A 23526-nucleotide genomic window follows, 5' to 3' on the forward strand; every position below is an offset into this window, starting at 1 on the left:
GTGTAAACTTTAGCAAACTCAAGCATTGCGACCTCAAGTCGCTTCTATAAGGGGAGAATAATGAACCCGCTATGTTTGGAACACTGTTTGACCGAAACAGAAAAACAGCAATTTGAAGACAACGGTTTCTTTGTGGTTGAGGATGCCATCCCGCAGGAGATGGTTGAAAAGTTGATCGCAGCTGTTGACCGAGTCGGGGCAGAGCATCTGGGCAAAAATGAACTCCCAACCGATGCGCGTTTCAACCTCCTCGATTTTGTCGGAAGAGACGATAGCTTTATCGAGCTGCTTGACTGGCACACGACATTTCCGAAGGTCTGGGGAATTTTAGGGTGGAACATCAAACTCTACCATTCACATCTAATTGTGCTACCGCCGCTGCCTCCTGAAGAGCGCGACAAATCCCAACGTCTTGGTTGGCACCAGGATAGTGGTAGACTCAATTTTGAATTGGAAGGAGACCCGCGACCCCGCGTATCGTTGAAAGTCGCATTTTTCCTGACCGATACATCCGTGCCGGGACGCGGTAATTTCTCGGTGGTGCCGGGGAGCCAGAAATCGAATACTTTAGAAATGCCCGATGATCCTACGGCGGATCCCGAGGGTGCGACATCTGTATTTGCCAAACCGGGAACGGCTGTCTTTTTCGATCGCAGGCTCTGGCATTCCGCAGGACGGAATACCTCTGATGTCACTCGGAAAGTATTGTTTTACGGTTACAGTTACCGCTGGCTGCAGCCACGCGATGACATGACGGTGGAGCACTATATGGACTGTTCCGACCCGATTCGCCAACAGATTCTGGGTAAAAGCACAGGTGGGCACGGCTTTACATCTCCCGGTGAAAAGGATGTGCCACTTCGCGCGTGGATTCAGGAAAACCTCGGTTCTGATGCTGTTGCGCGCTAACACAAAAACACGACGGGCGGGCAACGCTGTCCGCCCTTCATGAGCATTTAGGGTGAGAGGCTCATCTTTCCAAACTCCCACAGCAAAATCCAAAAATATGCGAAGATTTTAGAGGATGGCAGCCCTATCTTACCTCGCGCTGCACTGTCCAAATAATTGCAGATTTTACCATAAAAATTCCACATTTCTTTGGCATATCTGAAAAGAAAATTGTATACTTTTATAGAACAACGCAAATTCCGCATAAGAACATCAAAAAACACTCAAGCACGGTGCAAGGGACAACCTACATAGCGTTCGCACGTTCTGTTTTCTCCTTCTTTACTTTTAATGTATGGAAGCAACCGAACCTCCTGCTCGCGCGCTGTAAACTTTTAAATTTGGACTCACGTTGAATACATCGGATATAATTTTCTCACACGGATAGGAGTTGCCAATTTTCATGAAGATGCTTTTTTGCCTACTAATGGTATTTTGGATTCCCGCGGTTGCCTTTTCCGAAACAGGATCAATTCAAGGAACTGTTTATGACAACAGTACGAAAGCGCCATTAGCAGGGGCAGAAGTTTTCATCGTTGAAATCGACACACGTCAGAAAACTGATGAAAATGGAAAGTTCGTTTTTAGTGCTATCCCCGCAGGAACCTATACTTTAATTACCACGGTGCCTAATACTGAGTTGTTGCACCGCACCTCTATTGTTGTTACGGAAGAAGAGACGCTGGAACCTGAAATCTATGTCGAAACAACACAGTATCGTCTTGAGGAAGTCGAAGTAACCGGCGAAAGTGCCCCGAAGACCGTCAGTAAAAAAAGCCTTCAGGCACGGGAAATTACGCGTCTCCCCGGTACAGCCGGCGATGCCCTTCGCGCCCTTCCAGCAATTCCGGGTATCGGTGTCGCGAATGATTTTAGCGGTGCCCTCTATATTCGTGGCGGTTCCGACGAAGATAACCTCTACTATTTCGACCGAGTGCCTGTCGGTTATCCGTACCACTTCGGAGGGATCGTCTCATCCCTGAGTTCCGAAATTATCGATCGGATTGATGTCTACGCTGGCGGCTACGGTGCCGAGTATGGTGTGGATTCTCAAGCCGTAATTGACATCTACTCGCAGGACAGCAGTCCAGCAAATTTACGTGGAAAATTTAACCTCAATCTTCTCTTTTCGGAGGGATTGCTTCAAGGCAAAGTCGGCGAGAAGGGCTACTGGTATGCCGCCGGACGCAGGAGTTACATCGACCTTTTCATAGGATCTCTGTCATTTGGGACGGGAGCGATCACTGCCTTTCCGCGTTTCTGGGATTACCAACTAAAGTCGGGCTACGACTTCAACGAAAAGCATCAACTCTTCTTTAATATCTTTGCTTCGGGCGATCGGTTTGCCCTGAAGTTGGACGGCGAAAATATAGACGAAGATTTTCAAGGAAATGTGAGTTTTGAAAGTGGCTTTGAGGGCGCAGGCATCCACCTTCGCTCCTTCTTGACAGAAAGACTCACTTCCTATTTATCATTGACCCGTTCAAAGTTTCTATTTGATGTCAATTTCGGCCCATCACTTTCACTTGAAATCGATGCCCCAGATTATGTTCTTCGCGAAGATCTTACTTATGCGTTAAACGCGCAGCACCGCCTTGAATCTGGGTTAATCCTCGGATTTGAACCCGGACAAGTCTCTGGCACCTTCTCTCGTATCCCTGATGAAGGCGAGGTTGACTATGACATCCGGTTCGAGGAAAAAGTCGCCATAGACGAGTATGTGCGTGGGTATCGCGTTGAAGCCTATTTGCAAGACCGATACACACTGCTGCCGTTTTTGTCAGTTGTGTTTGGGCTGAGATTTGATTATTTTAACCGCATTAATCAGCTATCTGTCCAGCCGCGCGGCAGTGTGCTCGTGGAACTTCCCAACAACTCTGAACTCCAATTCGCCTATGGGATTTACAATCAGACCCCGATACCGGCACAACTCTCTCCGAGTATTGGTAACCCTGCCTTGAAGTCGAGTCAGGCAAGTCATTACATTCTGGAACTTAAACGGCCACTTTCACCAAATACAGAAATCAAAATGGCAGCCTACTACAAAGACCTTGCTGACTTAGTAACTGCAGACGAAGAAGCGGCTTATCTCAATCAAGGTGTCGGTTATGCGCAAGGCACCGAGATTTTTCTACGACATCGGGGCGGCGACCGATTTTTCACTTGGGTTTCTTACGCGTATGCCCTGTCGAAACGCCGCGACCGTCCTGATGAACCCTATCGCTTCTATTCGTTTGATCAGACGCACGTTGCTACATTCGCTGCAAGTTACAACCTTACGCCTACGTGGGAGATTGGTGCGAAGTGGCAATACCGGACTGGGAATCCATACACACCTATTGAAGACGCAATAATCCGATTCGATCCGAGAAACGGAGAACCTATTTACGTTCCTATCTATGCTGAAACTAACTCTGATCGGTTACCGCCCTATCACAGACTCGACCTGCGCGTCAGTAAAACCTTCCAGTTTAACGGATGGAAACTCGGCACCTTCTTGGAACTCCTAAACGCATATAACAGACAGAATTTGCTCGATTACAGGTATAGCGAGAACTACACTGAGCGTGAAGATGTTAACCAATTACCTATTATTCCCTATTTGGGGATTACAGCGGAATTTTAGACGTTTTGCCGAGGAGACAAAAACCTGAAACGGGCATTAATCCTTCTAATTTTCATACTACCCTTGACGGCCTTCGGGCAAACCGATACGAATGATACCGCCGAATCAGACGCTGAAAAGGATGAAGCATCACAATCTGTTGTCATTTTAGATGAAATAAAAGTCGAGACGACACGATTGGAAACAAGATTCCGAAAGACATTGAGCGGAGATTTGCTCAGGCGCGCGACAGGCAGTGCTGGCGATCCTCTTCGCGGGATAGCCCGACTTCCAAGCGTTGGGACAGTTAACGATTTCATGGGGGTCCTTTCCATTAGAGGTGGTGCGCCGGGAGATAATCTTTACTACTTTGACCGATTACCATTGGGATACCCTTATCATCTCCTCGGTATTGTTTCGGTCGTGAGTTCCGAGGTCATTGGAAAGGTTGATGTGCATCCGGGTGGGTTTGGTGCTGAATTTGGAGCGGACTCACAAGCGGTGATTGATATCCATTCCCGCCCACAAAAAATGGAGTCTTTAGGGTGGTTGGATGGAATGCTAAAACCGAGTTTTATCTATTCCGAAGGCTTCCTCAGTGGTGCTTTATCCCTTCGAGAGAACCCCGCGGCGAATGTTCCAAACGAAACGGATAAAAAATCTATTTTCCATCTTTCCAAGGATATACTTCTCGGCGATACTCAGGTATTCGGTAGAGATGCAGACGAAAAGGACAGAAAATCGGCGAGCACTGACCAAGAATTCTTAGAAAACAGGGCATTATCCGGGCAAGGATATTGGTACGCTTTCGGCAGACTCAGTTATCTGGAACCCTTTTTTGAATTGGCATCGAGATTAGTGGAACTTGAGGATCTGGTTCGAGAGGTGCCGCGTTTTTGGAGTTATCAGTTAAAGGGCGTTTACAAACTCAATGAAACTCATGGAATAGTGGTTAACGCCGTTACCGCGTACGATGCATCTGAATTGTACTTGGGAGCGAGGGAAGTTCACGACAGCGATCTTCGAGGTCCCGCGATTTCAGAAAACCCTTTTGATGTCCAAGGAATTCACTTCTATTCTCGTTTATTGCCGCGATTTAGATCTATTCTGTCATTCACCCGTTCGTTTACAGAAAACGAACTCGCTTTCGGTGAAGAGTACTACTACCGGACGGCAGCGTCTGTCTACGCACTCCGCAATGATTTCACTTATACCACATCCTCAAAGAATCCCGATGAGACTGTAGAATTCGGCTACTTGCTTTCAAGCACCCCTTCAACGGTCATCAGTGATGGCGCGCGCCGAGTTGAAGAGGGAGATCCTGATTATGAGTTTCGGATTCGGCACCAACTGGAGAAAGTCTACGTCACTGAGACGCGAAACCTTCACCGTTTAGAGGGGTACCTCCAAGCGAGTCGGAACCTATTCAATTCTGACCTTCTGGGCACTTTTGGTGTGCGAGCGAGCTTCTTCAATCTTACGGATAACCTATCCCTCCAGCCACGTGCCCAACTCCACTATAGTCTTCCATGGCAAGATGCATCTCTGAACTTCAGTTATGGACGTTATGCGCAAAATCCACGATTAGATCAGTTTGTGCTGGGTGTACCATCAAACGCGTCTCTTGAACAGAGCCTTGCAACGCATTACGTTCTTGAGTTGAGACAAACGTTACCCTTCAATACGCAAATGAATATCGCCGGCTATTACAAAACACTACAAGATCTCATTATCTACAATAAAGATGCAAAGCAGTATCAGAACGGTCAGGAAGGATTTGTGCGTGGGTTTGAAGTTTCTTTAGAACATGATATTTTCCAGAACTTCAATGGGTGGGTGGCGTATGCTTATACAGTTTCCAAACGCCGTGATTCTCCTGAAGAATTCCACCGGTTTTATACCTACAATAGTCCGCATGTGCTAACTGTCGCGACGAGTTACAGTGCCACGCAAGAACTTCTTCTCTCAGTACCACTCATTGACACATTTGATATAAGCGCGAAGTGGCAATACCAGAGCGGTGTCCTCTATGCCCCGTTAGTAGGTCGCACCCCTTTTACGAACTTTCGGACGAAGGAAAAAAAGTGGCGACCGCTTTACGGAGAGTGGAAGCGCACCTCGCCGTATCATCGGTTAGACTTGAGTCTCCGATTTAGTTTGTTAGGCGGTTTAGAGGATAAAGGTTGGGAATTAGGGTTGGCACTTGAGGTATGGAACGTTTATAACCGTAATAACATCCTTGAAGTGCGCTACAGCCCGAATTTTACAAAAGAGGAACCTGTTTCGCAATTACCGATTATTCCATTTGTAGCGATGACGCTGGAATTCTGAGGAATCCGTTTCATTGAAATTTATATAGTCCAATTCGCCTCTTTTTTCGTCTTTAAATATTAAATTAACCACATTCCTTTTTGAAAGGAGGCGACGTTTTTTGGACGACTATCTATCTTCTTCACTGAAATTCCAAAGAGTCCCAATCTACTTATTCCTTATTGCGCTGTTGCATACCCTTGTCCCCAGCGGACACGCCGAATCGCACGATCACCAAGTTAAGGCATATCGCACTTACGAGAGTATCGAAATCGACGGTGATTTAACGGAGGAGGATTGGAAACACGCAGAGCCAATTAACGAGTTTGTGCAGATTGAACCGTATGAAGGCGAAATCAGTTCCGAATCGATGGAGGTCCGGGTTCTCTACGATAACGAGAACATCTATTTCGGCTTTACCTGCTTCGATTCAGATATATCGCAACTGGTTGCTAATGAGATGCGCCGAGATTCTCGGGACTTGCACGAAAATGACACCGTGTTCTTGATATTGGATACCTACAACGACAAACGGAGCGGCTTCTTCTTCCGTATGAACGCCCTGGGTGCGATACAAGACAGAGCCGTAACCAACAGCGGTGACACGTTTAATTCGGATTGGGACGCTGTCGTTGAATGCAAGTCGAAAATCAACGACACCTATTGGACTTCTGAACTAAGCATCCCGTTTAGCCAACTTCGTTTTGAAAAGAGCGATCCGATAATATGGGGCATGAACACCGGTCGCGAACTCGCGCGAAATCAGGAAGAAATGATATGGGTGCCTGTCCCCGCATCCTATGGGGGCAGAGCGAAATATCGAACTGCTAACTTGGGCAACCTCGTCGGACTCTCAGGCATTGCTCCCTCTCGGAACTTAGAGGTGCTTCCATACATCCTTCCCGGCGTGACCCAAATCAATGAAAATGATACAGGACTTGAAACAGAAGGAAAATTCAAAATTGGTTTTGATGCCAAATACGGTATTACCTCTAATCTGACCGCTGACATCACCTATAACACAGACTTCGCGCAAGTTGAAGCCGATGAAGAACAGGTGAACCTGACCCGATTCAGTCTCTTTTTCCCCGAAAAGCGTCCGTTCTTTTTGGAAGGTGCCGGACTTTTCGATTTCGGCGTGCCGCGGACGAGTTTCCGCCGACCGCCACCGATGCTCCTTTTCTATAGCCGTCGTATTGGACTTGCTGAAGGAAACGCGATTCCGATTATCTTCGGTGGAAAGACGAGCGGCAAAATCGGTTCTTACGGCGTAGGGTTTCTCAACGTCCTAACAGATGAATTTTATGACGCTGATACAGAAGATGATCCACTTGACATCCCGCACACCAATTATTCCGTAATGCGAATTACAAAGGACGTTGCCTCGGGTTCGCGCATCGGCATGATCGCTGTCAATAAAGATGAAATTGGCGACTATAATCGCGCAGGCGGTTTTGACTTTGAATACCGCCCCAACGATAGTGTGGATGTACGAGGGCTGTGGTCTCGCACGTTTGAACCGGATGCTTCTGGACGCAATAATGCATGGTACATCGGTTCCAACTGGCGAAGCAAGCGTTTCCGTGTAGAAGGTTCGTATACCGACATTGACGAGGATTTTAATCCCGCAGTCGGATATGTGAGACGTACCGGCATGCGACAATTCCGCGGTGAAATGCGATGGGTACCCATGCCCCAAAGGTTCGGAATCCGACAAATTTGGACCGGTCCAGAGATGAACTATATTCTCAATCACGACAACGAATTAGAAGAATGGGACATTTCTTACACCAACTGGTTTGAATTTGGCTCTGGAGATTATATCCTTTTCAATGGGAGACGCAGCTTTGAACATCTGAACGATGTTTTCGATTTTAGGGAGGGCGTAGAGATTCCGATAGGCGACTACCAATCCAACTCGTATAGTGTACGTCTCTCCAGTAGTGATAGTCGTCCGATCAGTACAACGATTGGTGGCGGTATTGAAGACTTCTACAAAGGCGTAGTTCGTAGAGCATATATCCAAACCACAGTTAAGCCGAATGGGCATATAAGCCTGAGCGCACAATATCAGTTCAATCAGGTAGTGGATTTACCGGAAGTGTATTTTACTGACGGGCAACCCCGTCCTGTTTATGTCAATCTTTTCAGAGGTAGATTTGACTATTCCTTCACTACGGGACTCTTTGCGAAACTATTTGCACAGTGGAATGCCGATACCAACGTTGTGTCTACCAACTTCCTCATCAATTATATCTATCGTCCGGGAAGCGATTTCTACTTCGTTTTCAATCAAACGTATGATACGAACGGCACGACTCGATCTCGCCTACTGGATTCAACGGTGGTTGCAAAGATGACCTACTGGTGGAACCCGTAATCCGAGAAATGAGACTGTTTTGATACAAAAATTGACACAAAACTGAAAATGTGTTACAATTAAAGTATGTTTATACTAACATAGGGTGCCTGAATTGCGAATAATTATTAGGTATTTTTTTAAACTTACTTTAGCCGCCCTCTTAATATAGGAAACACGAGCGAGCAATGTGCTGAGCACGAAACTATCCCTCTTTTGTTTCGCAGGAGGAAAAACAGATGAATAGCAGAACTTCGGGCATGCTCAGTCAGATGCAGCAGCGCCGGGCTGATCGGAAAAAACCGAAGCGTTTTGTCGCATTAAAAAAAGTTTCGCTTGATGCCAGTCAGGAGCATGGCATTTCTACGGCACAAACGAACATGCCGAAGCATCCTATCACACAAATGCACGTCGGACGAAGTTCCGCCGCGTTTGTCGTCGCCATAGTGTTTCATGTCCTTATAGCGATTATTATTGGCGTTTTCTATATCGCCGATCGGATTGAATTTGAACAAGAGACGTTTGATATTAGTATCGTCACGGAAGACCCAAAAACCAAACGCCGCTTCATACGTAGAGAAGCACCGAAGTTTAATGAGGTAAAACAGACCCAGCAGAAAGTCCAGGTCCAACGTCCCGTGACTGTCCCTGACCAGCTGCTATCGCAGGACGCATTTACGATCCCTCAGGGACCCGAGACGACAGGTGACCTCACAACACCCAGTGCCGATGAGGGACCCAGACTCATAGATGTCCCACGCGACTTTGAAAAACCCACGACGACTATCGAACCCGACTCACGGACACCCGGATTTGAGATACAGCGTGAGGCACCCACACTGATGGAAAAACTCGACACGTCTGCTCCGGATGATGCCCTTGGGTTGGATGGCGTTAGTTTTGAGAGTGAGCCCGGCATCGTTAGACCACAATACAAATATAAGGTGGAACCCAAATATCCCGAAGCTGCCACAAAGGCAGGCAAGGAAGGTCAGGTCATTCTACAGGCAACCATTGATGAGAAGGGCATTCCGAGGGATATTGTAGCGATTACAGATATTGGATTTGGATTTGAGGAAGCAGCGATGGCGGCGTTGAGGAAAACTACTTTTCGTCCTGCCACAAAAGGGGGGAACCCGATCAGCCTTCAGGTTGAGATCCCTTATTCTTTTACACTCAAAGATAAATAGTAGTGGGCTCGTCCGTCTTAAAAGAGTAGGGGCAGCCCTTGGGATTGCCCTGGCGCAATATTAAAAACCAATTTTTAGCAAGCCTTTCGCCGCGAAGTTACGAACTAAGTTCACAACCGAATGGCGCGCTGTATCGGCTATTTGTGTCTGTTCAAATGTGAGTTGAGCAGTTTCCGTTTCAATGGCTTCTGCCTGTGATGCTGACATATTTTCAAAGAATCGATCACGTATAGCAGTCGGGGCGTTGTGTAGGGCAAGGGCTAAAGTGGGTTTGTCCAGTACTTGTAAAATAGTTCTGATTGCTTCATTCTCCAAATTCCCTACGTCTTCAAACGTAAACAACTGCTCAGAGACGCTATCCACCACACTGGGTTGCTTTTCGCCTAACGCTTCCAGCAACGCATTCTGTTCTGTTATATCCAGATATGATAACAATTTGGCGAGGTTCGCGGTGCCTTCACCCAAGAAGGTGGTTTCTTGGATCGCCTCCTTAATCCTCTCGATCTGTTCATTCCAAATTTGCATAGCGTATTCAGAGGCAACCGTCTCTGTCGTCGTCACCTTCTCAGCAATACTCACCTGTTTATCAAAGGGTAGCTGCGCGAACAGTTTTCCGGCATGTGTTGCGAGCGCATTTCCTGTGGATTCACTTTTTAAGTGCGTACACATAACTAAAAACACTGCCGCCTCGCTATCGTCAATACTTTGGAATGCTGCCAACGCCACCTGTGGATGCGTTTCGTCAAGCAAGTCGGTGAGTTCTTGTAGTGCAGTCTCATCTAAAAAGGTGGATGTGGTCTGCGCATCGGTGTTAGACAGGGACACCTTGTACCCCCTTTTTCCCGGCAATCACTTCACCAATTCGGTAAGTGGATTCCCCAGACGCGTTGAGAGACTCCAGAGCAGCATCAACGGCATCAGGAACAACGATCACGACCATCCCGATTCCCATATTGAAAACCCTATACATTTCTGACGCTTCAACATCCCCTTTCTCTTGGAGAAACGGGAAAATGGGCGGAATTTCCCATGTGCCGTTCCGAATGTAGGCGGTACACCCGTCTGGCAGAATCCGCTCTACATTTGCTGGTAAACCGCCTCCAGTGATATGGGCAAGACCTTTAATGTCACATACCTCACGAAGGGACAGAATAGAATTCACGTAACTTTTGTGGCAAGCAAGCAGTGCCTCCCCGACCGTTGCTGAGAGTTCAGGAAGATAGGTGTCTACACTGTAATTGCACCTGTCGAACAGAATACGCCGAGCTAATGTAAAGCCGTTTGTATGTAAACCTACGGATCCTAAACCGATGAGTTGATCTCCCGGGGTAATTTTCTCTCCGGTAATCACGTCTGCCTTTTCAACCGCACCGACAATAGTCCCTACCAAGTCGTATTCACCGGGTGTATAAATATCTGACAACTCTGCGATTTCACCGCCGATTAAGGCACAACCGATCTCTCTGCATCCTGACGCGAGACCGGTTATGATCTCTTCAATCACCGCTGGTGCCACTTTGCTAATACCGATATAATCTAAAAAAAAGAGTGGCTCTGCACCCTGCACGACGATGTCGTTGCCGCAATGTGCCACAATATCAAAACCGACCGTGTCATGCCGTCCGACTTTAAAGGCGACCTTTAGTTTTGTACCAACGCTATCTGTACTGGAAACGAGAACCGGTTCTTGATAGGTTTTAAGTGCAAAAAGCCCGCCGAAACTCCCGACATCACTGAGTACCTCAGGTCGATAAGTGGTTTGGACAAGGCGTTTAAGCCGAGATATAGCCTCGGATTCTGCTTCAAATGAAACACCAGCATCGGCGTAGGTCAAAGCCTTTTTAGCTGCCATCTGATTTTTCTTGTTCCTTCAATAACTGTTTACGAAGCGGTGAAACGCCTTTCTTCGACCTTAGGAGACTAATGACTAACACGATACCGCTAATGCCTAAGGCTACGAGAACACCAATCTCTTCCGCCTCCGCTGGTGGCATCTTGGGCTGCAACTTCCCAATCAAGAACGGAAGGATTCTACTCAAAACCATGCCGAGAATTGCACATCCAAGTAGAGCAATGAGTGTAGATCGTCCCTGCGCTGTCCCTATCGGATTCGGTTTCTTCTGTTTACCATGTTGTCTATACTGCATAAAATTTCCCTCGTAAGGCGCGCTTCCAAGCCCATGTTAAGACCGAGTTTAATCTACGATTAAGGGAAGTTGTTGTGAGGATTCTTCCACAAACGGGATCGGATATTTTCCATCAAAACAGGTGGTACAAAAATCCTGGGGTGTTTCCACTGAATTGAGCAGTCCTTCAATGCTGAGATACCCCAGACTGTCTGCCCGGATATACTTTCGAACTTCCTCAATTGTGTGCGAACTTGCGATTAATTCGCCACGGGTCGGTGTGTCCACACCATAGAAGCATGCGAATTTATTCGGAGGGGATGCGATGCGGAGATGGACGGCTGTCGCGCCGCCTTGCCGAACGATTTTGATGAGTTTCCTGCTGTTTGTCCCCCGCATGATTGAGTCGTCCACAAGTACGACCCGTTTGCCGCGCAGCACATCGCGCACTGGATTCAGTTTTATCTTCACCATCAGTTCCCGGACATCCTGTGTTGGGTTCATGAAGGAGCGACCGACGAAAGTATTTCGAGATAATCCTAAATCAAACGGAATGCCAGACTCTTCGGCGTATCCAAGCGCAGCGATTGTTGCAGAATCAGGTACTGGGATAACAACATCTGCTTTGACAGGGTGTTCACGGGCGAGTTGTCTACCGAATTCGCGGCGCGTGTTGTTCACGCTTTGCCCAAACATCATGCTATCTGGTCGTGCCAAATAGATATATTCAAAGATGCACTGCGATAATTGCGCCTGTTTCTTATGAAAACGAAATGACTCTACACCCCGATGTGTAGAGCGTGTAAACACTAACTCTCCTGGCTCTACCTCACGTATCGGTTCCGCTTCAATCACATCAAAGGCACACGTCTCAGACGCTAACACGTATGCATCCCCAAGTTTACCGAGCCAGAGCGGTCGAAATCCATGAGCATCACGAGCACCCATCAGCGTGTTTTTATCCATACATACGAATGAATACGCACCCTCAACACTTCGCAGTGCATCCATAATTCTATACTCCAACGCCTGCTTCCGCGAATGCGCTATCAAGTGGAAAATGACTTCAGTATCCAAACTGGTGCTAAAGATGGAACCCGCATTCTCTAAGTGATTCCGAATTTGCAGGGCATTGACGAGATTGCCATTGTGACCGAGCGCGAGGGGACCTTGCTTGTAGTTCCGAACCAAAGGTTGTGCGTTTTCAAGCGTACTTGCCCCTGCAGTTGAATACCGGTTATGTCCGATAGCGATATGCCCTTTCAGTTTCGCTAAAGCTTCAGTAGTGAAGACGGAGTGAACAAGCCCCATACCGTGGTGGTATGTAAACTTTTCGCCGTCTGATGCGACGATGCCGCTACTCTCCTGTCCGCGATGCTGAAGGGCGCGTAACCCTAAATACGTCAATTCCACCGCTTTTGGATGGCCGAAAACGCCAAATACACCGCATTCGTCCTTTGGTTTATCATCGTATTGCATTTTGATGGGTGGAACCTCCAGCGTGCACTCTTGAATTTACGCAACAGTTCATCAAAGAAGCCTTTCCTAAATTAAGCCTGTTCTGTACTCGCTTGTGTGTCTTCTATCGGTGTTAACCTGTACCCCAATATTGCACCGATAGGAATAGCAAGAATATACCAGATTTCGACCGGTAAACCGAGGTGAACCCACCCACGCATGGGTAACGAGATAATATACGCAAGTGTTTTTAGAACGGGTAAGAGCAACGCCAAGATCAGATTCGGTCTGCCAAATATTTCCCACGGAACGTTAAGCAGTGCCAGCAAACCGACGACAGCAGGTGGTCCCAAAAATGCCCCCGAACAGAGCGGCTTTAGAGGGATATCGGCACCAAATTTTTGACTCAGAAAACGGATCCCCATACTTGCACCTATAATCACAACTCCGTATGTGACGGTTAGCGAGATGAGGAGAAATAAACCTACCCAGAAACCGTGATTGACTCGGTTTCCAAGTAGGAATTGCCAAATAAGACTCTCAAATATCATCAGGCAGATCCATCCACCTACCAGACCAATGACACTCCCCGCGACGATTTGCCCGAACGTTAATGTAATGTTATTTTTGGTTTCCATGCGCTCTCGACTTTCTGTCTAATTAAATTTTCAATTCTATTGTAACATGATGCAACATTAATGTCAAAACAATCTAATCTTTTTCCTGTAGGGTCCTTCAGTTTTAAGTTTTGGTTTGGAGAAATATCCATCCATCACAAAAATTGGGATTGACGAAACAGCAAATATTTATTAGAATGCCGACAACACTCGGTATTTACAATATAGACAACCAGCCTTGTTCTACGCAGAGGAAAAGAAATGAAAGAATATTTAGAGATTCAGAAACCTGAACTTGACTACACTTACGAGTTTGAAACCGATGAACTTTCCCTCGTGTCCGAATGCCTTGAAGCACATGGTTTTGCGATTATCAAAGATGTCCTACCTCCTGATTTGGTCGATAGTTTAAAGCAGGCGGTCTTTGACGGCACAGATCCGAAACGGGAATTAGAGCATGGACAGAGCAGCACCCGACACGCGTGGATTGAGTCTGGACCGGGGGCTTGGCAGCTGCTCGGATACGATCCCTTTATGAAAATCCATCGGCACTTGATCGGTGCAAAGGAATTGACCCTCCACCGATCTGCCGCTATCATTCGGATGCCTGGGTCTCAGCCTGTTGCATGGCATACGGACTGGTGTGGGTTTTCAACGGACACCCCCAAAAATTCAGGTGATGTGCTTAACCGTGGACTTTGGCCCTCAGGTAAATGGTTCTATTTGACGGGTTCTCGTCCAGAACACGGAGGGTTGTGCATCATTGAAGGGTCTCACGTCGAGAACTGGAAAGGTCCCGAAGGCTTCAAACTGACAGCGGACAAACGCTCCTTCTATAAGGAAGGCGAAGAAGAAAAGGCTTATGTAGGATTTGATATTCCGGGATTGGTGCCACTCTTCACGAATCCGGGGGATATGATTGTGTTTGCGCACCGGACGTATCACGGCGCGTTCCCGAACCAGATTGATGAAATTCGGTTGTCGTGCGGTGTCGGTTTTCGGCATCGGGACCACCATATTGATACTCCGTGGGAAATCCCAGAAGAAGGCAGGCAGTTCTTAGCGGACTTACCGCCGCATTTTCAGCAGTATACGCATGGGTATACCAGTATCAATTTGAATTGGCAGGGGTAAGCGCGTTTCAGAGTATTCAGAGTAAAACGCAAAAAATGATAGATTCCAAAAAAGCCGTAAACCTATACCATGACTGGATTCTCAGCGGTTTTTGCAGGAGGTATCCTGGAAGTTTACTCTGAAGTCTCATACGGAAAAGGAGAAACTTAAATCTACACTTTAGAATGGATAAGATAATACGAAGCGCGTTAAATCTCCTGTCGTCAAGACTTTAGTGAAGTTTACAATTAACTAACGATCCCCTGGCGGGGTTACAAACCCCACCAGCAAAGGATAATAATTGCACATTGCATCTACAGATCACCGATGTAACACGCGATGAAGAAGAGTGCGAAGTAGTAAATGACCGGATGAATCTCTTTCCTACGACCCGTCACCAACTTCAAAAACGCCAATGAGATGAACCCGAAACCGATGCCGTCCGTAATACTGAAGGAGAGCGGCATCATCAGCATCGTAAGGAACGCGGGGATCGATTCTGTGATGTCTTCCCAGTCAATTTGACTGACACTTCTGAGCATCAATCCACCGACAACAATGAGTGCTGGCGCGATAATCGGATAAAGGAAAGCAGCTTGACTAATCTGAAACCCACCGCCAACGATCTTAACAAGCGGATATAAAAAGACAGACAGCAACATGAAAATGCCTGTAAAGGCAGCGGTAAGTCCTGTCCGTCCACCTTCGGCGATACCTGTTGCGCTTTCAATGTAACACGTCACAGTCGAAGTGCCGAGCAATGCCCCGCCAACGGTACTTCCTGCATCCGTCAAAAGTGCCCCTCTGGCTTTTGTGAGTTTTCCCTCTTCCATCAGTTCCGCTCGATATCCGATAGCCGTAAGCGTCCCAATGCTATCGAACATATCAATGGCGAAAAACACAAAGATGACGGGAATGATTTCCAGTCTGGCAAATATATTGGGAAACTGTAGTTTAAAGAGCGTTGGCTCAATGGACGGCGGTGCAGCGACAATTCCGTCATAGGAGGCTGTTCCAACGATGAGGTTGGCAGCAGCTGAAATGAGGATACCAATCAGGATAGCACCTCGCACCTTGCGTGCGATGAGTGTGAGCGTTACAGCAATACCGAAGATTGAGAGGAGTACGGGTCTGGCATCAAGATCACCGCGGGTTATAAACGTGGCAGGATCTTTTGTAATAATTCCACTCATCTGTAGTCCGATGAAGGCAATAAACAACCCAATCCCAATAGCAATGGCATTTTGGAGCGAGTGTGGAAGCGCATTCATGATTGCCTCGCGTATCCCGACAAACGAGAGTATGAAAAATAGCATACCCGCTATAAATACAATACCCAACGCTTCCTGCCAAGGTATACCTGAACCTAAACAAAGGTCAAAAACGAAATAGGCGTTAAGCCCCATACCCGGAGCCAATACAACAGGATAATTCGTAAAATATGCCATGCAGAACGTCGCGAGTGCACTGGATAGGCAAGTCGCAACCATAACGGCACCATAATCCATACCAGACTGCGAAAGCATTGCGGGTTGCACGAAGATTATATATGAAATGGTCATAAAATTCGTGAGACCGGCAACGAATTCGCGTCTCAACGAAGTGCCGCTTTCTTTTAACGCAAATAGCTTTTCAAGTATCATCTTCCCTCCTTTATTGGTGGTCAGTAGTCAGCGGTCAGCAATCAGGAGAATAACCATCAGAAAAAGGGTTCCGATGCGCATTAAGCATCTCTTTCTGAAACTGATAGCCATTTTGTGGCAGTCAAGGGAACCATGTATACCAGAACCCTTCTTTGCTGATAGCCGATGGCTGATGGCTATTAAAAATTTGGTTGAAGCACACCATAAGGCAATTGCTCTCCTTTCAAACCTGCGAGCAAATTCTCCATTGCCATTGTCATCATCTTCATCCGCGTTTGGACAGTTGCGCTCCCAAGGTGTGGGGCAACAATAACATTGTCCAAACTGAGAAGCGGATGGTCGGTATTAATCGGTTCTGGTTCGGTTACATCGACGGCTGCACCTGCAATCTGTCCCTGCTTAAGTGCATCATATAAAGCGTAGTGATCAACGACGGGACCTCTCGCGATATTGACTAAAATGGCTGTCTTTTTCATCAAAGCAAGTTCTGCTTCGCCGATGAGGTGTGTTGTTTCTTCGGTTAACGGGACGTGAAGCGTCACGAAATCGGAGACTTCCAATAGATTTTCAAGTGTTCCGTATTCTACACCGAGTTCTTGTTCCCAATCGGGTCGACGTTCACGTTTGTAATAAAGGACACGCATATCAAAGGCTCTGGCACGTTTGGCAACCGCATGCCCAATGCGTCCCATACCTACAATCCCCAAAGTGGAATGATGTACATCAGTTCCCCAGAGGATGTTTGGGTCATAGTAATGCCACTGTTTATCAACTTGGACATGGTTATAGGCAGGAACAATATTTCGAGCAGTGGCAAGCAGGAGTGCCATGGTCATATCGGCGGTGGTATCACTGAGAACCCCCGGTGTATGTCCAACCGCGATCCCGCGTTCTCTACACGCTTCAACATGGACGTGGTCATAACCGACTCCGACGACAGAGATCGCTTTGAGATTCGGTGCTGTAGCAATCATCTCTGGAGAGACAGGCTCATGCCCATAAGTCATTAACCCATCAAGTGGCGGAATTCTATCTGCGATAGGCGGCAAAATGGCGCTCGTGTGCCACATATCGACCTCACATTCTTCTGCTATCTTCGCGCGGATCTCTTCCCGGATAGGACGCGTAACAAAGACTTTAAATTTCGACAAAGCATTCCTCCTTTAATAGCCATCAGCCGTCAGTGCGGATTTTTCAAAAAATCCTTTCAGCAATCGGTAAAGAGATTATCGTTTAACAAAAGTCTCTTGTGACTGACCGCTGATGCCTGATTGCTGACAGCCATTCCTATGATCTGCGATAAAAAATCCGTATCGGTGTGCCGTGAAATCCGAATTCCTTCCGAATACTGTTGACAAGGTACGCATCATAGGGCTGCTGGACGCGATGGATATTCCGTCCGAAGATTAAGAAAGTAGGGGGTTTAGTTTCTACCTGTGTAATATATTTAAGTGCGGGACGTACACCTTTAACCCGCGGCGGTGGATGTGCACTACGCAATTCTAAAAGCAATTCGTTGAGTGCCGGTGTAGGGATGTGTGTACAATACTCACGGTATACCTCAAGAGCAGTCGTTAATACTTGGGTAACGCGTTGTCCAGTTAGCGCCGAAGTAAAGACACGTGGAACATAGCCGAGTTGCGGAAGTTGAGCATCTATCGCATCCATAAACGTTGGATGTGTTGTATTGTCCTTATCAACCAGATCCCACTTGTTCATGACTAAAACGGAGGCTTTCCCTTGTCGTTCGATGAAATTAGCGATAGTCTTATCCTGTTGCGCTACCTCTTGGGTTACATCCAGCACAAGTACAGCGATGTCGCTCTGGCGAATACTGTGTATCGCGCGTTGTACGGTTGCGGATTCAAGCTCATCTTTGATAGTGGATTTACGCCGCATTCCTGCCGTATCAACGACCTCAAAAGGGATATTGTCGTGAACGATTCGAATATTCACTGCATCGCGCGTGGTACCGGGTCGGTCATCAACAATCATTCTATCTTCACCTAACAAACTGTTGATAAACGAAGATTTTCCGACATTCGGTCTGCCAACAATAGCGATTTTCATTGTGGCAGGCGCGTCGTGAACAGTTTCGTCGATCTCTGGAAGGACTTCAACAACGCGGTCAAGGAGTTCCCGAATCCCATCGTTTTGGACGCACGATGTCCACATCAGCTCTGTCAATCCGAGTGCGTAAAACTCGGCGGCTTCATTGTGAAATCTGTCGCTGTCTACCTTATTGACGACGAGGAAGATAGGTTTACCAGCGATTCTGAGTTTATCAACGACAACTCTATCGTGTGGCATGATACCAACTCGTGCGTCAACGACAAAAAGGACAAGACTCGCTTCAGCCAAGGCAGCATCCACCTGTGCTTGAACATTATCAATGAGTCGGTCATCGGGATCAACGTCCAAACCGCCGGTGTCAACGATAGTAAAAGCTCGGTCTGCCCATTCTACGTCAGCGTAGTTCCTGTCGCGCGTCACGCCCGGAGTATCATGAACGACAGCGTATCGGCGATCAGCTTTCAGTCGCCGACTTTCAACTTTATAGTCTTCAGTTTCCAGTTTTAGGTCATCAGTTAAAGAGGACTCCGATTCAACAGGATCATTTCTTAACCGATCACCACGCTTCTGCCGGCGGCTATTTCCAGTGATTCGATTGAAAAGTGACGATTTCCCGACGTTCGGTCTGCCGACGATCGCAACAATGGGTCGCACGGTTTCCATATTTTTAATGTTCCTTGCGGTTCGGTGAGGTGAGTTTCAGGTTTAGAGTGCGTTTCCGTATACCTGCGGAAACGCCCAAGCAAACCCCTCCACTACGTTACGGACTATACGATTTTGGACTACACAAAGAACCTGCGCGTAATAAAATGGAGCGCAGTCCAGGAACCCCGACATTAAAAGCCTTGCGGTTCGTTCAGGTCGGTTTTACGACGGAAGTCGTTTTCGTATATCCAGCCCGGCGCGATGCTTGGGTTTACCTGTTCTAACTTACGTAACGATTAGGTTATTGACGGGCGATGAAGGATTTCCCTCCTACAAATGCCCTCCACCCTGTTACGGATTTTCCGTAGCATCGTTGGCTGAGTTAACTTCCAAGCGTCCATCTGTCGCTACAGATTGAGAAACTGCAATAACCGATTTTACCACAACAATAATAGGTATTGCAAGCAATACCCCCCAAAATCCGAGTACAGCTGCCCCAACGATCACAGCAAACATAATAAGCAGCGGGTCTACATCAACAGCGGTGCTCATGATTTTAGGTGAAATTAATGAGTTGTCAAGCGTCTGAATGCCAAGAATGGCAGCTAACAGAAATGCACTACGAATAAGGAAATCAATGATACCGAAATCCCCTGCCGCCAGCCCCATTAGCATCGCTACATAGGCGAAACCGCCACCGATAAAGGGTCCAAAGGTCGGTATCGCATTACAGATCCCGGCGATGACACCAATGACCAATGCGAACGGCACCCCGATAATGCTGTATGCAATACAGGAAACGACCGACACAATTGCGATAACTGCAACTAATCCTTTTAGGAACTGCTGTAAATTTCTGTCAATTTCGCGCAGATAGGTCTTGGCAGTTTCGCGATGAAGCTCAGGGACCAGCATGATGAAACTCCGGAAATACTTGTCAAACGACTGGTTTGCATAGACAAACACAATGAAAGCAAGCGATACTGTGGCTAAAAATCCACCAAATCCGAAAGCGATCGAACCCGCTAACTGAACCCCTTCTTTGACAGCCTCACCACCAGTTTGAGCGATTGTGGGAATTCTTTCGGTCAAGTATGTTTTCACCTGCTGGACAATAGGCTCGTCCCGATAGGTGTAACTAATCCCTTCGTTTCGCGTCGCAAACGGCTGCCATCCGGCTGCAGGCAGCGCGCGATGCAGGATAGAAATTCCATTACCGATGTATACACCGGAAGGTGCAGACGCTATCAACGAGACTGCAGCAGTCCCTTCCGTTTTGCGCCATGTGCCGAGACGATGCCACTCATAGAGACCATCCGGCGTACCAGCGTAAAGTTCAATATCAACCTCCGGTGACGGATCTTCTAAACGCAAGCCTACAGAAGCTTGCCGGACATTCCACGTTCTACCACCACTTGCCAACGCATAAACCGGATGCGTTGCAGAAGGAAGTGGATTCCACTCAAGAGAAGAATCCTCCAGATACCAATGCACCATTGTCGCCTGAGGCGTTATAGAAGGAGATAGCGAACTGGAGCTGGCTCCTACAGACATTGCATCAATTATCGCTGTACTGGCAACATAAATTATCCTATCACCATTCGTATCCACAATTGAGACAATACTGATGATGGACCTGTCGCTATAAATGTTCGGAGCCACCTCACGCCAAGTTTGTCCTAAATCCTTACTGCTATAAAGTCCTTTCTGCGTGCCAACGTAAATCTGGGTATTATCCCAATTCGGAACGCTGATCGCTTGAACAGAGAGAGTATCGAAAGGGGTTCCTTGCACCTTGTGCCATATTCTTGGGTTCCGGATGCGTGTTACATTATCTTCAATCGCCTTAGTGGCATCAATAGGCAATGCCTTGTAATACCGATATAATCCACTCCGAGTACCAGCATAGATAACGTTTCCAACTGCTGCGAGTGCTTGTATCGGTTTACCAAGGAGCCCACTGTTCGTAATACCAATACGGTCAAGCTCCGGCTCTGCTCCCTGTCGGATTTCATAGACCCCGTGATTCGTCCCGAGGTAGAACGTCTCTGCTGGTGTCGCCTGTTCGTCTGCTTCGGCTACATTGCCTTCGTTAACACTAATAGCGACCGCTTCAAATGTTTCACCAACGATATAAGGCAGAACAATTTCATGATAAAACTTCAGCAATCCACTTCCCATTTGGGTTGCTTGCTTACTCACCTGTTTCCCGGTATAGAAAAGCAACGCACCGCAGACGAAAACAATCAGGACTGTCGCGATCCCACGTTGGTATTGTGCTTTGAATGGGAGAGCATTCCAGAGAAACCTAAAGATATAAGCGAAGCCAAATCCTAAAATGAAAGGGGTCAGCACGCCCAACAAACGTATAAAAATCCATACAGCTATCATCAATATCTCAAGAATGACGATGCTTTTCAGGTCGATCCAGCGGTAAACGCGGATAAGCAGAACCATCAGCAGTATTGGCACAACTGGATGCAGCAGGAGTATTCGGCTGCTGTTGGCACTGCCTTTGTAATAGGCAAAGGCTATCCATCCAGCGGCGAGCACGACGCTGATAATTGAGAGAATTGCTGTGACGCTGAGCACTGGCTGTTGTGGATTCGGCTCATTTTGCGTGTTCATTGTGAATAACTTTCGGTTTTATGGCAGTCAGCGGTCGAGTCGGATTTTTTCCAAAAATCCTTTCAGTAGTCAGTAGAAGAGGTATTCGTTTAACAAGGGCAACCCGCAGAAATACCCAAGCAAAAACCCCTCCTTACTGATTGCCGATTACTCATACGCCGACGGCTTCTTTGCTGACGGTTTCCGACGGCTACTTACGCGGTTGCCGGGGCATCCGTTGAATCTCTGGATTCATACGTCTCAATCACGCCTGCCCCGATGCTGTCGCCCCAGACGTTAACTGTGGTACGGAACCGGTCAAGTAGCCAATCAATGGAAAGAATCAACGTGATACCTTCAACGGGGAGATCCACGGCTCTGAGGACAATAACCATTGTGACAAGACCTGCCTCCGGAATTCCTGCCGCACCGATTGCTGCCAAGGTCGCTGTCAGTACAACAACAACTTGTTGCGCTGGATCCATGTTTATCGCATAGACCTGTGCGATGAACATGACAGCCACTGCCTCATAGAGTGCGGTGCCATCCATATTAATGGTCGCTCCCAAGGGAAGAACAAAACTGGAGGTACGTCTGGAAACGCCGTTCTGATTTTCAACCCCTTCCATTGTTAGGGGCAGTGTAGCACTTGAACTTGCTGTCGAAAAGGCGTTGAGCAAGGCGGTTGCCATGCCTTTGAAGTAGTTAAGTGGATTTCTGCGTCCCAAGATCAAGAGGAGTATCGGTAAAGCGATGGCACCGTGTATACCGAGTCCTAACACGACTGTCGCGCTATATTTGCCCACCGCCACAAGTTCGGGCCAAAAACCTGCGAACCCTTTTGCCTCGCCAATTCTCCCCGCGATTAAACCAAAAATGCCGACCGGTGCGACATACATGATCCAGTGAACAAGTTTCATCACTGCCTCATTTAGCCCTGAAATCACGGCGATGACAGGTTTTCCGATATCCCCAAGCATAGATAAAGCGGCACCGATAAGGAGTGAGAAAAAGATTAAAGGCAGAATGTCAGTCCGCACCATCGCCTTGAAGACATTTGAGGGGATCATTCCCTCTTTGCCGGTTTCTTCGTTGCCGAGAAATACCTCTTTGATAGTACTGCCCATGGTCCGTTCCATTTTGCCGGACACTCTTGTGGCAATTGGCAAATTGACGTCGATGCCTTTACCGGTATTTTGGGGTTCTATTGTCACAAGCCGTCCGTCAACGAATAATAGACGTTCGCCACTGACCGTTGTCACGTAGCGAGCATCCGTGGCGATGGGGTGCCACGCTTTTACTGTGACTGTTGTTCCAGAAATAGATTCCACTTCGCCGCGCACGTCCTGATCGGTGAGGGTAACGATATATTTATTGTTATATGTCCGATTGAATTCCCCGCTTAGCTCAACAGTGAGCATCTCAGGACCAGAGAGCGTGTAACTCAGATCAGCGCGATCTTCACCTTGTGATAGTCCCTTCCCCGGCAAGATGATGTTAACGAGAATCATCCCGATGATAACGGAAATAGCAGTTGTTGCCATATAGTAGAGGACGGTTCGTCCGCCGATAGAACCTATATTGCGAATATCGCCTAAATTTGTTATCCCGACTATCATGGATAGGATGACAAGCGGCACCACTATCATCTTCAGTAGGTTTAGAAATATCTCACCGAGTATTGTTGTATGGACTGCAAATCCTGGCGCGAACCCACCGATGATTGCCCCTGCAACAATGGCAATGACAATCCCGTAGAGCAGACCGAGGCTGGCCCTTGGTTTACTTCCATTACTTCCATTTTCATTCATAGTTTGTTTTCCCTTTTTTAA

Annotated in this window: 16 protein-coding genes; 6 read left to right on the forward strand and 10 right to left on the reverse strand. The window is 47.4% G+C overall.

Going from position 1 to position 23526, the window contains the following annotated elements; translation table 11 throughout:
- The first annotated feature begins 60 nt into the window (after positions 1-60).
- The 5 genes from J4G07_01195 to J4G07_01215 all read left to right on the forward strand — a co-directional run bounded on the left by J4G07_01195 (position 61) and on the right by J4G07_01215 (position 9412).
- A complete protein-coding gene (locus J4G07_01195) occupies positions 61-909 on the forward strand; it encodes a phytanoyl-CoA dioxygenase family protein (protein MCE2412596.1) in 849 nt (282 codons plus the stop codon).
- A 442-nt stretch (positions 910-1351) separates the two neighbouring features.
- Positions 1352-3574: a TonB-dependent receptor gene (locus tag J4G07_01200; protein MCE2412597.1), complete on the forward strand. Its 2223-nt coding sequence runs from the start codon at positions 1352-1354 to the stop codon at positions 3572-3574.
- Between the two features lie 63 nt (positions 3575-3637).
- A complete protein-coding gene (locus J4G07_01205) occupies positions 3638-5884 on the forward strand; it encodes a TonB-dependent receptor plug domain-containing protein (protein MCE2412598.1) in 2247 nt (748 codons plus the stop codon).
- A gap of 100 nt (positions 5885-5984) precedes the next feature.
- Entirely contained in the window at positions 5985-8243 is a 2259-nt protein-coding gene (locus J4G07_01210) for a carbohydrate binding family 9 domain-containing protein (protein ID MCE2412599.1), read from the forward strand.
- Between the two features lie 218 nt (positions 8244-8461).
- Positions 8462-9412, forward strand: a complete 951-nt coding sequence (locus J4G07_01215; protein ID MCE2412600.1) for an energy transducer TonB — start codon at positions 8462-8464, stop codon at positions 9410-9412.
- Between the two features lie 60 nt (positions 9413-9472).
- On the opposite strand, the gene J4G07_01220 is transcribed toward J4G07_01215, so the two are convergent.
- From J4G07_01220 to J4G07_01240, 5 genes are all read right to left on the reverse strand, one after another.
- Positions 9473-10237 carry a hypothetical protein gene (locus tag J4G07_01220; GenBank protein ID MCE2412601.1) on the reverse strand — a complete coding sequence of 255 codons (765 nt, stop codon included), beginning with the start codon at positions 10235-10237 and terminating at the stop codon, positions 9473-9475.
- Complete coding sequence (locus J4G07_01225; GenBank protein MCE2412602.1) at positions 10224-11264, reverse strand: phosphoribosylformylglycinamidine cyclo-ligase; 1041 nt, start codon at positions 11262-11264, stop codon at positions 10224-10226. Before J4G07_01225 ends, J4G07_01220 begins: the two co-directional genes overlap by 14 nt.
- On the reverse strand, positions 11254-11559 hold the full coding sequence (locus J4G07_01230) for a hypothetical protein (protein ID MCE2412603.1): 306 nt from the start codon (positions 11557-11559) through the stop codon (positions 11254-11256). Before J4G07_01230 ends, J4G07_01225 begins: the two co-directional genes overlap by 11 nt.
- Positions 11560-11607: 48 nt before the next feature.
- Complete coding sequence (locus J4G07_01235; GenBank protein ID MCE2412604.1) at positions 11608-13017, reverse strand: amidophosphoribosyltransferase; 1410 nt, start codon at positions 13015-13017, stop codon at positions 11608-11610.
- A 71-nt stretch (positions 13018-13088) separates the two neighbouring features.
- Positions 13089-13634, reverse strand: coding sequence for a hypothetical protein (locus tag J4G07_01240; GenBank protein ID MCE2412605.1), 546 nt, complete (start codon positions 13632-13634; stop codon positions 13089-13091).
- 240 nt (positions 13635-13874) lie between these two features.
- On the opposite strand from J4G07_01240, the gene J4G07_01245 reads away from it, so the two are divergent.
- A complete protein-coding gene (locus J4G07_01245; GenBank protein MCE2412606.1) occupies positions 13875-14747 on the forward strand; it encodes a phytanoyl-CoA dioxygenase family protein in 873 nt (290 codons plus the stop codon).
- Positions 14748-15040: 293 nt separating this feature from the next.
- Here the strand turns inward: J4G07_01245 and J4G07_01250 are convergent, their stop codons facing one another.
- The 5 genes from J4G07_01250 to J4G07_01270 all read right to left on the reverse strand — a co-directional run bounded on the left by J4G07_01250 (position 15041) and on the right by J4G07_01270 (position 23505).
- Positions 15041-16369, reverse strand: a complete 1329-nt coding sequence (locus J4G07_01250; protein ID MCE2412607.1) for an NCS2 family permease — start codon at positions 16367-16369, stop codon at positions 15041-15043.
- A gap of 179 nt (positions 16370-16548) precedes the next feature.
- On the reverse strand, positions 16549-17520 hold the full coding sequence (locus tag J4G07_01255; GenBank protein MCE2412608.1) for a D-glycerate dehydrogenase: 972 nt from the start codon (positions 17518-17520) through the stop codon (positions 16549-16551).
- A 136-nt stretch (positions 17521-17656) separates the two neighbouring features.
- Positions 17657-19105: a ribosome biogenesis GTPase Der gene (gene der / locus J4G07_01260; protein ID MCE2412609.1), complete on the reverse strand. Its 1449-nt coding sequence runs from the start codon at positions 19103-19105 to the stop codon at positions 17657-17659.
- 333 nt (positions 19106-19438) lie between these two features.
- A complete protein-coding gene (locus J4G07_01265; protein ID MCE2412610.1) occupies positions 19439-21715 on the reverse strand; it encodes an AI-2E family transporter in 2277 nt (758 codons plus the stop codon).
- 194 nt (positions 21716-21909) lie between these two features.
- Positions 21910-23505 (reverse strand): dicarboxylate/amino acid:cation symporter, encoded by a 1596-nt coding sequence (locus J4G07_01270; protein ID MCE2412611.1) that lies wholly within the window; start codon positions 23503-23505, stop codon positions 21910-21912.
- Positions 23506-23526 lie beyond the last annotated feature (21 nt).

The sequence above is a fragment of the Candidatus Poribacteria bacterium genome, assembly GCA_021295715.1.
In the GTDB taxonomy this organism is placed as follows: domain Bacteria; phylum Poribacteria; class WGA-4E; order WGA-4E; family WGA-3G; genus WGA-3G.